Raw genomic sequence first — 13,081 nt, forward strand, 5'->3', positions numbered from 1 at the left:
CGGGAAACGACGGGGACGCCCCAGGTGAGAAACGCACCGGGGTCGGACCAGCCGTCGCGGCCTGCCGCCGCCGCGACGGCGGGCGCTACCCGCGCTGATTCTCGCGGATGATCGCGGCGGCGGCGGCCTCCGCGTCGCTCGCGACGCCGTCGTGCACGCGCGTGCTGACGGCCGGCGTCGGCGGCTCGCTGTCGAGCGCGTGGCCGTTGCGGTCGTGCGTGTCGACCGTCGCGCGCATCGACAGCCCGACGCGCAGCGGATGCGCGGCGAGGTCGCGCGGATCGAGCGCGATCACGACCGGCACGCGCTGCACGACCTTGATCCAGTTGCCGGCCGCGTTCTGCGACGGCAGCATCGAGAACGCGCTGCCCGTGCCCGCCGAGAAGCCCTGCACGCGGCCGCGATAGGCGACGCGCGAGCCGTAGAGATCCGACACGACCTCGACCGGCTGCCCGACGCGCATGTGGCGAATCTGCCCTTCCTTGAAATTCGCCTCGACCCACAGCCGGTCGAGCTGCACGATCGACATCAGCGGCACACCGGGCCCGACCTGCTGGCCGACCTGCACCGAGCGCTGCCCGATCGTGCCGTCGACGGGCGCGACGATCGTCGTGCGCTTCAGGTTCCGGTACGCAAGCTTGAATTGCGCGGCCGCCTGCACGACGGCCGGGCTTTCGTCGACGGGAAGCTTGCTGCCGAGCGCGCGCGCCGCGTCGAGCTGCGCCTGCGCGGCCGCGAGGTTCGCCTGCGCGCCGGCCACCGCCGCGCGGGCCCGCGCCAGTTCTTCGGGCGCGACGATTTCGACCGAGGCGCCCGAACGCGCGGCCAGCGCGCGCTGCGCCAGCGACAGGTCGGCGCGGCGCGCATTCACGGCCTCGACGTACATCGTGTTCGAGATCTTCGCGTTCGCGACCTGCCGCACCGCCTGTGCGAGCTGCGCCTTCGCCTGCGCGAACGCGACGGACGCCTCGGTGTCATCGAGCTTCACGAGCGTCTGCCCCGCGCGCACGGCCTGCGTATCGGCGACCTGCACGTCGGTCACGGTGCCCGGAATCTGCGCGGCGACCTGCACGATGCTGCCCGCGACGTACGCGTCGTCGGTGTCTTCGTCATAGCGGGCGCTCGACAGCCAGTACGCGACCCACGCGATCGCGGCCAGCAGCACGATCGCGAGGAACACGGTGAAGCGCTTGCGGCGCGTCGCGCGGCGTGCATCGAGGGCCGGGGCGTTCAGCGCGGCCGGCGGCGCGGCGGAATGAAGGTTGTCGTGGTGCATCAGTTCATCAGTCGCTTTGCGTGACGATCAGACGATCGTGCTGGAACACGGGAATCGCGGGCATCGGCGCCGGGCCCGGCATCGGGCTCGCCGAGGCCGTACGTGCGAGAACGGGGGTGCCACGCGGCGTCGCATCGGAGTGGGTCGCACCGACCGTGGACGGGCGCGTGGTGTCGTCGCGTCGTGCGGATTCAGGCGTGGACACGGCCCTCGTCGTGGCGGCGGCTGGTGCAACCGTGGCGCTCCGCGCGGGCGAGTCGTTCGACGGGCCGGCTACCGCTACCCGGTTCGCGGCCACGGCGGCCGGCGCTCCGCGTCTGGCCGCCGCCCCGCTGCGCGCCCGCTGCACGGCCGGCGCTTGCGCCTGCGCGACCGTTGCGCCCGCATCGAACCCGCCGCCCAGCGCGCCGATCAGCCCAACGCGCAGCGTCCGCTGCTTGCCGAGCAACGCGATCATCTGCGCGCGCTCGTCGATCAGCGTGAGATCCGCGACATCGACGTCCTTCTGCATCAGCACGCCGCGCCGATGCCGGTCCGCCGCGATCTGCACGATCTTCTGCGCGGCCGCGACCGCATCCTGCTGCTGCGCGACGAGCGTCTGCGACGTCTGCAGCGACGTGACGAGTTGCGCGACCTGCCCGAGCGCGTCGTCGACGGTCTTGTTGTACAGCCCGATCGCGACGTCCGCCTGCGCGACGTCCGCGCCGAGCTTGGCCTTCAGCCGGCCGCGATCGAAGATCGGCAGCGAGATCGCGGGGCCGACGGAGCCGGCGAGCGAATCGCGCGAGAACAGCGACGCGGGCGTCAGCGCGAACACGCCGCCGAGCGCGACGAGGTTCACATCCGGATAGAACTGCGCGCGCGTCGAGTCGGCGTTCGCGAACGCGGCCTCGACCCGCAGCCGCGCGGCGACGATGTCGGGCCGGCGGCCGAGCAGATCGGCCGGCAGCCGGGCGGGCAGCGCGCCGCCCGCGAACGCGCCCACGCGCGGCCGCTGCAGCGCGAGCCCGCGCTCCGGGCCGCGGCCCGACAGCACGCCGAGTTGCAGTTGCGCGAGCTTGATCTGCTCGTCGTTCAGCGCGATCTGTTCGAGCAGGCGGCTGCGCTTGATCGCCGCGTCGCTCGCGTCGTACGCATTGTCGAGGCCACGCGCGGTGCGCTCGCGCAGCACGGCCGTCACGCGCTGGCTGATCTTCAGCTTCTGCTGCAACAGGTCGCGCACCGCATACGCCTGATCGAGCTGGCAATACACGGTGACGATCGCGACGGCGAGCGTGAGCCGCACCTGTTCGGCCTCGACGCCGGCGGCGTCGCGCAACGACATCAGGCTCTTCGTCGCCGCGCGGTTCTTGCCCCACAGGTCGAGCTGGTAGTTCAGTCCGACGAAGATCGACGACGGCGACACGTTCGGATCGCCGAAAATCTGTACCGGCACGCGATAGCCGCCGGCCGTCACGTCGGCGATGTCGCCGGGCTTCGGCATCCGCGCGCGGCTGATCGTCGCGCCGGCCGTGCCCGTCAGCCCGGTCAGCGAATCGAACTGCTGAAGCTGCGCCTGCGCGATACGCAACCGCCCCTGTGCAACCTGCACATCGGGACTGTTCCGCGACGCCTCGGCCACCAGGTCGTCGAGCTGCGGATCCTGTAGCTGCTTCACCCAGTCGGGCGCCGGCCACGCGCCGTTCGCGCCGGAGCCGGCGGTATGCACGAGCGCATCGTCGGCCGGCGCGCGCAGCGACAGCGACGGCAGGAAGCCCGACGGCACGCATCCGGCCAACGCGAGCGTTGCCGCGGCGGCCGCGATCATCGCGCCGCCCTTCATGCCACGCGGCGAACCCGCCGCTTGCTTCATCCGACGCATCGTCACCCCTGCCGAACGCGCTGCGCCCGCGCGGCCAGACGCGGCCGCGTGCGCTCGAGCGGGCCGAGCCGGCCGAACAGGCCGTCCGCGACGCCGAACAGGATGCCGGCCAGCTTCGCGCGCTTGTCGCGCTCGACGAGCGCGATCTGCACCACCTGCCACACGGTCAGCAGGTTCGGCACGAGCGCCACCGGAAAACGCAGCCCGTACTGCATCCCGAGCTGCACCGCATTGCGCGCGCTGTAGTAGCGCCGTTGCCACGAATGGTTCATCGACGTCATTTCGAAAGGACCGATCGCGTGCCGCCGTTTCTCGCCGATCCGGTGCGACAGCACCAGCGACGGCACGACATAGAGCGGCACGTTGCGCGACAGCGCGCGGAAGCTGTATTCGGTATCGACGTGATCGATGAACAGCGTCTCGTCGAAGCGGCCGAGCACGTCGAACGCATCGCGCGACACGACGCAGCCCGATGAAATCAGAAACGCGCAGCGCTGCATCGGCGCGCCCGGTTCGATGCGCAGGCGGCGCAGGCCGATGCCGTTCGTCGCGAGTTCCGGCAGGAAGCTGCGCGCGTTCTCGTCGAAGATGCGCGGGCCGGCGAGGAACGCGCGCCCGCCAAGCCCCGCGCAAACCTCGCGCATCGTCGGGAAATACGCGGCCGGCACCGACGAATCCTGGTCGAACAGCGCGACCGCATCGACGCGGTCGCGAAACAGCGCCGCGAGCCCCGCGTTGTACGCGCCCGCGATGCCGCCGCGATTGCCGTGATGCAGCAGCGCGATGCCTTCACGCGCGCACAGGTCGCGCACCCGTGCATCGGCCTGCGGCGTGTTGTCGACGACGAGCAGCGCATCGCACGCGTGCCGCCACGCGCGCAGCGCGTCGAGCTGTGCGTCGCTGGGGTGATACAGGATCACGAGTGCACCGAGTGTCGTCATGGTCTCTTCTCAATGTCCGAACGATGCGGCCGCGCCGCGTTTCGGCCGCGTCAGCCACATCATCGCGGCGAGCGCGAGACACGTCATGCTCGCCATCCAGAACATGTCGTTGGTCGCCATCATGTAGGCCTGCTGCATCACGACGTGATGCAGCGTCGTCAGCTCGCGCACGCCGTCCACGCCCATCGCGTTCAGCGCATGCACGAAGCGTTGCGTGTTCGCCGACGCATGCGTGACCGATTGGGACACGACGTCGTAGTGATAGGTCGCGCGGTTGTCCCACAGCGTCACGCTCATCGCGGTGCCGAACGCGGCCGACAGCGTGCGCAGGAAATTCGACAGGCTCGACGCGGCGGCGAGCCGGTCGTCCGGAATGCGCGACAGCGTCGCGGCGGTCAGCGGAATGAAGAAGCACGGCAGCCCGATCCCCTGGATCAGCCCGGGTGCTGCGATCTGCGCGAACGTCATCTTCAGCGTGAAATGCGCGTCCCACGCGAGCACGGCCGCGAACACGAGAAAGCCGAACGTCGCGAGCACGCGTGCGTCGAAACGGTGCGCACGCAGCCCGACGAGGATCGAGAATACGAGCGCGAGCACGCCGAGCGACGCGGTCGCGAGCCCCGCATGAAACGCGTTGTAGCCCATCACGGCCTGCATCCACAGCGGAAACACCACGCCGACCACGGAGAAGCTCATCATGCCGAGCGAGATGATCAGCACGCAAAACGAGAACGTGCGGTCGCGAAACAGGCTCAGGTCGACCACCGGATGCGCTTCGCCCGCTTCCCAGATCAGCAGCGACACGATCGCAAGCGCCGCGACCACCGCGAGCGTGACGATCAGCGGCGAATCGAACCAGCCGCGGTCGTGGCCGAGATCGAGCATCGCCTGCAGCGAGCCGACGCCGATCACGAGCAGCACGATGCCCGGCACGTCGATCGGGCCGGCCGCGCCGCGCTGCGCGTCGGGGCGCAGCATCGCGGTGCACACCGCGAACGAGAACAGCCCGATCGGCAAGTTGATCAGGAAGATCCACGGCCACGAAAAGTTGTCGACGATCCAGCCGCCGACCACCGGCCCGAAGATCGGCGCGAGCAGCACCGTCATCGCCCATAGTGCGAGCGCGATCGTACGTTTGGCCGGAGGAAAGGTGCGCAGCAGGATCGTCTGCGACAGCGGCACCATCGGCCCCGAACACAGCCCCTGCAGCGCGCGGCAGATCACGAGCACGTGCAGGTCGCGCGCGAGCCCGCACATCAGCGACGTCAGCGTGAACAGCAGCACCGCGCCGACGAACAGCCGCAGTTCGCCAACGCGGCGTGCGAGCCAGCCGGTGAGCGGCACGGCGATCGCGGCCGCGACCGAATACGAGCTGATCACCCACGTGCCCTGGCTGTTCGATACGCCGAGACTGCCGGAGATCGCCGGCACCGCGACGTTCGTCACGGTCGAGTCGAGCACTTCGATGAACGTCGCGAGCGACAGCGCGAACGTCAGCAGCGCGAGCCGGATGCCGCGCACCGGCTGCGCGGCCGGCGCGGGCGGCACGTCGAACGCCGGCGGCGCGGCGGCCCCGTCGTGAAGCGGCGACGCGGCGCTCATGCGCCGGCCACCGCGACATCGGCCCGCGCGGCCGCTCGTCCGCGCTTCGGCACGAACCGTTCGATGAAATCGGCGGCCGCGCCGCAGCCGTCCGGCGCGGCCGCGAGCAGCGCACGCGTGCGCTCCGCATGCACCGCGAACGCGGGTTCGTCGAGCACGCGCGCGAGCGCCGCGCCGAGCCGCGCGCCGTCGAGCGGGCCGTCGACACGCACGCCGCAGCCGTTCGCGACGACGCGTTGCGCGTTGTCGAACTGATCGTGCGCGAACGGCGTGACGACCTGCACGATGCCGGCTTCGCACGCGAGCGCCGCCGTGCCGATCCCGCCGTGATGCACGAGCGCGCGGCAACGCGGCAGCAGCGTGCGCATCGGCACGAAGCGGCGCACGAGCAGCCGGTCGCCGTCCTGCGCCGCATCGTGCGGCGTCAGCAGGATGCCGCGCGCGCCGGTCGCGCGCAGCGCGTGCGCCACCGCGCGCGCATAGGCCGCATGATCGACGAGCGTCGAACCGGCCGTGAACACGACCGGGGCTTCGCCGGCCGCGAGAAACGCATCGAGTGCCACATCGTCGTCGGGTGTCGCGATATCGTTGAACAGCGGAAAACCGCTTTGCAGATGATTCGACGGCCAGTCGGGCTGCGGCGGCGCGAACCAGCCGGGAAACAGACACAGCACGCCGTCGGTCGAATGCAGCCAGCGGCCGAGCACGCGGCGCGCGGGCGCCAGCCCGAGCCCGCGGCGCACCGCGTCGAGCGCCGGGCCGCACACGCGGTCCAGCACCTGGCGCTCGATCAGCGTCATCAGCGCCGACTTCACCGGCAACGGCCAGCGCGCGGGTATCGTCAGGCGCGGGTGGGTCGGCGGTGCATGCGCGGACAGCAGCGTCGACGGCGACACCTGCACCGACACGTACGGCGTGCCGTGCAGCTCCTGCATGAAGCGCGCGGAGAACGCCCACAGCGTGCCGACCAGCACCGTGTCGGCATCGGTCAGCGCGCGCAGCGTGTCGTAATGCGGGCGCAGCGTCGGCGCGATCACCTGCCACAGCGTGCGGAACGACGTCCGCGGATCCCACAGCGCCGGGTTCGCCATCGCCGCGTCATAGTCGGCCGCGGTGCCGACCGGCACGAACGCGAAGCCGCAGCGGCGCACGGCCGCCTCGAACGGCGCATGCGTGCAGAACACGACCTCGTGGCCGCGCGCGGCGAGCGTGCGCGCGATGCCGAGCAGCGGATGCACGTCGCCCGCCGAACCGATCGCGGTCACGATCATCTTCGCCATCGCGCGCCTCGCGGGGTCAGTAGAAGCCGGGGATCAGCGCCGCGACCTCGCGGCGGTACTGCGTATAGGCCGGCCCGAAATGCCCGGTCAGCCAGCTCTCCTCGACGCGCACCTTGTACGCGAGCGACGCGAACACCAGCAGCACGCCGATCGCGCCGCGCCATTCGCCGCCGATCAACGCGGCGCCGACCAGCGCGATCAGGCAGCCGGTATAGATCGGGTGACGCACGAGCGCATACGGCCCCGTACGGACGAGTTCGTGGTTTTCCTTCAGCGTGACCGACACGCTCCAGTTCGTGCCGAGGTGCAGCCGCGCCCATACCGAAAACAGCAGGCCGGCCACCAGCACCGCGAGCCCGCACTGCGCCTGCAGCCCGAAGCGCTGCCAGTCGGGCGCGAGCGCCTGCCACGACGGATCGGGCAGGATGATCAACGCGCCGCCGACGATCAGCGGAATCGACTGCAGCGTGCGCGAGCGCGACGCCTCCTTGCGCACGGTCGTCTTGACGCCCTGCGACGTGGCGATCCAGTACGCGAGCCACGCGGCCCACGGAACGACGATGGCGATGGTCTGAACGATATTCACGGCTGGCCTGCCTCGTTGGGATGGGAATTCGGATGCGCGGGACGCGCCCGCTGCACGACGGATGGCGTCACGACGAAAGCGCATGCATCGGCGCGGGCACGCACGCGTGCGCGGCGGCACGTGCGACCCCGGCCGCGGCAGATGGCTCGCCGCAGAAGAACTCGAGCAGCGCGGTACGGGTGGATTCGCGCTGCGCCCGGCCTTCGATGTCGAGGAAGTGGCCCGCGTCCGGCACCGTCGCGAACCGCGCGCGCGCCACGTGCGCGCCGAGTTGCCGCACGTCGGCCGGCGTCGTGTATTCGTCGCGCTCGCCGTTCAGGAACAGCAGCTCGCAGCCGATGTTCGCGAACTCGCTGAAATAGCGCTCGGGCTGCAGCGACAGGATCTGGTCGACGTGGAACGCGACCTGGTCCTGCTCGTCGCGCGGCAAGCGCGTGAGATACCGGTAGTTGTACAGCTTCATGATGCGCGGCAGATAGCGGCCGACGGTGTCGTTCAGCAACTGCGCGGCCTTCAGGTTCTCGCCGGCCGCGATGTGGTCGCGGGCGCGCGTCACGTAGTCCACCATCGCGTCGTTCAGGAATGGCGAGAACGAACAGATCGCCGCGCGCCGCACGCTCGGGCAGCCGCGCGCGAGCGCGAACAGCGACGCGACGCCGCCCCACGACACCGACACGAGGAACGCCGGCGCGAAGCGCTCGACCAGGTACTGGAGGATCGCGGCTTCGTCGTCCTTGGTCAGGATGGAGCAGCCGGGGTTGTGCTGCCGCGACTGCCCCGCATACGGCAAATCGAAGCAGATTGTGTTCATCCGCTCGCCGAGATACTGGACGGTCTGGCCGAACGACGCGGTCGTCGCGAGCGCGCCGTTGACGAGCATCGCCGTGTCGAAGGCCGGGTCGAACACGTTCCGTTCGACGTAGACCTTCAGACCGTTCGGCAGCGGGACCACGTGTTTTTCGGTCGGCATCGTCGTTCTCCGGTGAGTGCGGCGTCTCGACGTCGCGGCATGCTGCAGGTGCACAATGGCCGGCGCCGGGTCCGTGCGCGATCGATCGACGCGCGCGATTGCCGACGCACCGCGGCAATCGCGCGCGGCGCCATTCATTCCTCGTGGTGCGGCGCCATACTAATACGGTCGACATTGCCCACTCAAGTCATTCCAAAAATCCCTCTACTCGGCCATGAAATACGCCGAATTCAAATTGATTTATCGATTTCTATGGTATGCGGAATCCATCCGAGGACGATCGCAATCGTTTGCGCGCAACGCTTCCTGGCGTCGAAAAATTGACATTTGTACTTATTTTTCAACTACTTATTGAGTTTAAATCGCCGAATTCAAACGGCTTTCACAAAACCGCACGCATTCACAATCCGATTTGGCAATTTCACATCGTGAATAATATTACAGACCTCGACATTCTTTCGCCTTGTAATGAAATCGAGCGCAGAAACGGTCCTCCGCATTGCATCATTTTTTCACAGCGCGTTTTAAACAGATTCAAATTTAATTAACCTTCTTTCAATGCGTTTTTCCGCATCCGCACATGGCTCCGGGCGTGACGAGTCGTTCCGTTTGGAACAGGGCCCGCCGTTCAGCCCCGATTTTTTGTTGATTGAACAATCAATAAAAAACCGCTAAGCTCTCGACTTCCATCAACGGCCCGTCCGGGCGAAGGGGAGTCGCGATGCCGAAAGTCGGAATGCGGGAGATACGCCGCGCCCAGTTGATCGATGCCACGCTGCGCTCGATCGACGAAGCGGGCCTGCCCGGCACGACGCTCGCATCGGTCGCGCAACGCGCGAACATCTCGACGGGCATCGTCAGCCATTACTTCGGCGACAAGGACGGCCTGCTCGAAGCGACGATGCGGCACGTGCTGCGCGACCTGTGGTCGGCCACCACGCGCCGCCGCGCCGCCGCACGCAAGGACCCGCGTTCCCGGTTGCGTGCCGTCGTCGCCGCGAACTTCGACGACACGCAGGTCAGCGCGCCGGTGATGAAGACATGGCTCGCGTTCTGGTCGCAGAGCATGCACGACCCGATGCTCAAGCGGCTGCAGCACGTCAACACGCGGCGCCTCCATTCGAACCTGTGCGCCGAATTCGCCAAGGCATTGCCGCGCACGAAAGCGCGCGAAGCCGCCAGCGGCCTCGCCGCGCTGATCGACGGCCTGTGGCTGCGCGGCGCGCTTGCCGGCGGCCCGATCGACACCCGAGCCACGTTGAAGCTCGCCCACGATTACATCGACCTGCTGCTCGCGTCCGACTGACGCGCCACGCAGTCGCCTACCAGGAGATCCTCATGTCCGTATACGGTTTGCAGCGCCTCTACATCGGCGGCGGTTACGTCGACGCCACCAGCGGCAAGACTTTCGACACCTTCGACCCGGCCACCGGCGAGCTGCTCGCGCAGGTGCAGCAGGCGAGCGCGGCCGACGTCGACCGCGCCGTTGCGTCCGCGCGGGAAGGCCAGCGCGAATGGGCGGCGATGACCGCGATGCAGCGCTCGCGCATCCTGCGCCGCGCGGTCGACCTGCTGCGCGAGCGCAACGACGAGCTCGCGGCGATCGAAACGCGCGACACCGGCAAGCCGATCGGCGAGACGCTCGCGGTCGACATCGTCACCGGCGCCGACGTGATCGAGTACTACGCGGGCCTCGCGACCGCGATCGAAGGGCTGCAGGTGCCGCTGCGCGCCGAGTCGTTCGTGTACACGCGCCGCGAACCGCTCGGCGTGTGCGCGGGCATCGGCGCATGGAACTACCCGATCCAGATCGCGTGCTGGAAGACGGCGCCCGCGCTCGCGGCCGGCAACGCGATGGTGTTCAAGCCCAGCGAAGTCACGCCGCTGACCGCGCTGAAGCTCGCGGAAATCTATACGGAAGCCGGCGTGCCGGCCGGCGTGTTCAACGTCGTGCAGGGCGACGGCTCGGTCGGCGCGCTGCTCACCGGCCACCCGGACATCGCGAAGGTGTCGTTCACCGGCGGCGTCGAAACCGGCAAGAAGGTGATGTCGCTCGCCGGCGCATCGTCGCTGAAGGAAGTGACGATGGAGCTCGGCGGCAAGTCGCCGCTGATCGTGTTCGACGATGCGGACCTCGACCGCGCGGCCGACATCGCGGTAACCGCCAACTTCTTCAGCTCGGGCCAGGTCTGCACGAACGGCACGCGCGTGTTCGTGCACCGCTCGATCAAGGACGCGTTCACGCAGAAGGTGCTCGAACGCGTGAAGCGCATCCGCGTCGGCAAGCCGACTGATGCCGACACCAACTTCGGCCCGCTCGTGTCGGCCGCGCAGCTCGACAAGGTGCTCGGCTTCATCGAAAGCGGCAAGGCCGAGGGCGCGAAGCTGCTCGCGGGCGGCACGCGTCTGACCGATGGCCACTTCGCGAACGGCCAGTACGTCGCGCCGACCGTGTTCGGCGACTGCCGCGACGACATGAAGATCGTGCGCGAAGAGATTTTCGGGCCGGTGATGAGCATCCTCGATTTCGAATCGGAGGACGAAGTGATCGCCCGTGCCAACGACACGCACTATGGCCTCGCGGCCGGTGTCGTGACCGAGAACCTGTCGCGCGCGCACCGCACGATCCATCGCCTCGAAGCGGGCATCTGCTGGATCAACACGTGGGGCGAATCGCCGGCCGAGATGCCGGTTGGCGGATACAAGCAATCGGGTGTCGGACGCGAGAACGGCATCACGACGCTCGAGCACTACACTCGAATCAAGTCGGTGCAGGTCGAGCTCGGCCGCTACAACCCGGTGTTCTAATACAAGGAGAGCCGTCATGACGACACGCGAATACGACTACATCATCTGCGGCGCAGGTTCCGCGGGCAACGTGCTCGCGACGCGCCTGACGGAAGATCCGAACGTCACGGTGCTGCTGCTCGAAGCGGGCGGCCCCGACTACCGCTTCGACTTCCGCACGCAGATGCCGGCCGCCCTCGCCTACCCGCTGCAGGGCCGCCGCTACAACTGGGCATACGAGACCGATCCCGAGCCGCACATGGACAACCGCCGGATGGAATGCGGCCGCGGCAAGGGGCTCGGCGGCTCGTCGCTGATCAACGGGATGTGCTACATCCGCGGCAACGCGCTCGACTACGACAACTGGTCGACACACAAGGGCCTCGAGAACTGGACGTATCTCGACTGCCTGCCGTACTTCAAGAAAGCCGAGACGCGCGACGTCGGCCCGAACGACTATCACGGCGGCAGCGGCCCCGTGTCGGTCACGACCAGCAAGCCGGGCGTGAACCCGCTGTTCGAAGCGATGGTCGACGCGGGCGTTCAGGCCGGCTATCCGCGCACCGACGACCTGAACGGCTATCAGCAGGAAGGCTTCGGGCCGATGGACCGCACCGTCACGCCGAAGGGCCGCCGCGCGAGCACCGCACGCGGCTACCTCGACCAGGCGAAGATGCGGCCGAACCTCGAGATCGTCACGCATGCGCTCGCCGACCGCATCCTGTTCGACGGCAAGCGCGCATCGGGCGTCACGTACCTGCGCGGCACCGAGCGCGCGACCGTGCATGCGCGCCGCGAAGTGCTCGTGTGCAGCGGCGCGATCGCGTCGCCGCAACTGCTGCAGCGCTCGGGCGTCGGCCCCGGCGCATGGCTGAAGGAACTCGACATTCCCGTCGTGCTCGATCTGCCCGGCGTCGGCCAGAATCTGCAGGACCACCTGGAGATGTACATCCAGTACGAGTGCAAGGAGCCGGTCTCGCTGTACCCGGCGCTCAAATGGTGGAACCAGCCGAAGATCGGCCTCGAATGGATGCTGAACGGCACGGGCCTCGGCGCGAGCAACCACTTCGAGGCGGGCGGCTTCATCCGCACGCGCGACGACGACCCGTGGCCGAACATCCAGTATCACTTCCTGCCGGTGGCGATCAACTACAACGGCTCGAACGCGATCGAGATGCACGGCTTCCAGGCGCACGTCGGCTCGATGCGCTCGCCGAGCCGCGGCCGCGTGAAGCTGCGCTCGCGCGACCCGAACGATCACCCGAGCATCCTGTTCAACTACATGGCCGAAGCGCTCGACTGGCGCGAGTTCCGCGATGCGATCCGCGCGACGCGCGAGATCATGCGGCAGCCCGCGCTCGACCGCTATCGCGGCCGCGAGCTGAACCCGGGCGCCGACTGCAAGAGCGACAAGGAACTCGACGCATTCGTGCGCGCCCGCGCGGAAACCGCGTTCCATCCGTCGTGCTCGTGCAAGATGGGTTACGACGACATGGCGGTGGTCGATGAAGAAGGCCGCGTGCACGGGCTCGACGGGCTGCGCGTCGTCGATGCGTCGATCATGCCGATCATCACGACCGGCAACCTGAACGCCCCGACGATCATGATCGCCGAGAAGATCGCCGACAAGATCCGCGGCCGCACGCCGCTCGCGCGGGTCGACGTGCCGTACTTCGTCGCGAACGGCGCACCGGCGCGCAATGTCGCGAAGGCCGTGCGGCAACCCGAGACCGTCTGATCGATCCAGCGCCCGCACCGGGCGCCGCGATACCCTCCCC

10 protein-coding genes are annotated in these 13,081 nt (G+C 68.6%); 3 read left to right on the forward strand and 7 right to left on the reverse strand.

All coding sequences use genetic code 11. The features are described from left to right. Window positions 1-85 precede the first annotated feature (85 nt). From KPB06_RS31880 to KPB06_RS31910, 7 genes are all read right to left on the reverse strand, one after another. The gene (locus KPB06_RS31880; protein WP_275905712.1) at window positions 86-1,276 is read right to left on the reverse strand and encodes an HlyD/EmrA/EmrK family protein; all 1,191 of its coding nucleotides are present in this window, start codon (window positions 1,274-1,276) and stop codon (window positions 86-88) included. Window positions 1,277-1,283: 7 nt separating this feature from the next. Continuing rightward, complete coding sequence (locus KPB06_RS31885; RefSeq protein WP_275905711.1) at window positions 1,284-3,128, reverse strand: efflux transporter outer membrane subunit; 1,845 nt, start codon at window positions 3,126-3,128, stop codon at window positions 1,284-1,286. A gap of 11 nt (window positions 3,129-3,139) precedes the next feature. Further along, window positions 3,140-4,078: a glycosyltransferase family 2 protein gene (locus KPB06_RS31890; RefSeq protein ID WP_275905710.1), complete on the reverse strand. Its 939-nt coding sequence runs from the start codon at window positions 4,076-4,078 to the stop codon at window positions 3,140-3,142. Between the two features lie 9 nt (window positions 4,079-4,087). Then, window positions 4,088-5,680, reverse strand: a complete 1,593-nt coding sequence (locus KPB06_RS31895) for a DHA2 family efflux MFS transporter permease subunit (RefSeq protein ID WP_059583218.1) — start codon at window positions 5,678-5,680, stop codon at window positions 4,088-4,090. After that, window positions 5,677-6,960: a glycosyltransferase gene (locus tag KPB06_RS31900; protein WP_059583220.1), complete on the reverse strand. Its 1,284-nt coding sequence runs from the start codon at window positions 6,958-6,960 to the stop codon at window positions 5,677-5,679. Before KPB06_RS31900 ends, KPB06_RS31895 begins: the two co-directional genes overlap by 4 nt. Window positions 6,961-6,976: 16 nt before the next feature. After that, window positions 6,977-7,546, reverse strand: a complete 570-nt coding sequence (locus KPB06_RS31905) for a methyltransferase family protein (RefSeq protein ID WP_059583221.1) — start codon at window positions 7,544-7,546, stop codon at window positions 6,977-6,979. 67 nt (window positions 7,547-7,613) lie between these two features. Then, window positions 7,614-8,516, reverse strand: coding sequence for an alpha/beta fold hydrolase (locus KPB06_RS31910; protein WP_059583275.1), 903 nt, complete (start codon window positions 8,514-8,516; stop codon window positions 7,614-7,616). Between the two features lie 721 nt (window positions 8,517-9,237). Here KPB06_RS31910 and betI point away from each other — a divergent pair. The 3 genes from betI to betA are packed head-to-tail and all read left to right on the forward strand — an operon-like array spanning window position 9,238 to window position 13,041. Beyond that, a complete protein-coding gene (gene betI, locus KPB06_RS31915; protein ID WP_059583223.1) occupies window positions 9,238-9,822 on the forward strand; it encodes a transcriptional regulator BetI in 585 nt (194 codons plus the stop codon). Between the two features lie 32 nt (window positions 9,823-9,854). After that, a complete protein-coding gene (betB, locus tag KPB06_RS31920) occupies window positions 9,855-11,324 on the forward strand; it encodes a betaine-aldehyde dehydrogenase (protein ID WP_059583225.1) in 1,470 nt (489 codons plus the stop codon). Window positions 11,325-11,340: 16 nt separating this feature from the next. Further along, window positions 11,341-13,041: a choline dehydrogenase gene (gene betA, locus KPB06_RS31925; protein WP_059583226.1), complete on the forward strand. Its 1,701-nt coding sequence runs from the start codon at window positions 11,341-11,343 to the stop codon at window positions 13,039-13,041. Window positions 13,042-13,081 lie beyond the last annotated feature (40 nt).

This window comes from Burkholderia semiarida (assembly GCF_029268935.1).
Taxonomy (GTDB): domain Bacteria; phylum Pseudomonadota; class Gammaproteobacteria; order Burkholderiales; family Burkholderiaceae; genus Burkholderia; species Burkholderia semiarida.

Bases quoted from the DNA above. Each gene is read 5' to 3' on its own strand.
- KPB06_RS31880 (WP_275905712.1), bottom strand. From the start codon at position 1,276: ATGCACCACGACAACCTTCATTCCGCCGCGCCGCCGGCCGCGCTGAAC.
- KPB06_RS31890 (WP_275905710.1), bottom strand. From the start codon at position 4,078: ATGACGACACTCGGTGCACTCGTGATCCTGTATCACCCCAGCGACGCA.
- KPB06_RS31885 (WP_275905711.1), bottom strand. From the start codon at position 3,128: ATGAAGCAAGCGGCGGGTTCGCCGCGTGGCATGAAGGGCGGCGCGATG.
- KPB06_RS31895 (WP_059583218.1), bottom strand. From the start codon at position 5,680: ATGAGCGCCGCGTCGCCGCTTCACGACGGGGCCGCCGCGCCGCCGGCG.
- betB (WP_059583225.1), top strand. From the start codon at position 9,855: ATGTCCGTATACGGTTTGCAGCGCCTCTACATCGGCGGCGGTTACGTC.
- KPB06_RS31910 (WP_059583275.1), bottom strand. From the start codon at position 8,516: ATGCCGACCGAAAAACACGTGGTCCCGCTGCCGAACGGTCTGAAGGTC.
- betA (WP_059583226.1), top strand. From the start codon at position 11,341: ATGACGACACGCGAATACGACTACATCATCTGCGGCGCAGGTTCCGCG.
- betI (WP_059583223.1), top strand. From the start codon at position 9,238: ATGCCGAAAGTCGGAATGCGGGAGATACGCCGCGCCCAGTTGATCGAT.
- KPB06_RS31900 (WP_059583220.1), bottom strand. From the start codon at position 6,960: ATGGCGAAGATGATCGTGACCGCGATCGGTTCGGCGGGCGACGTGCAT.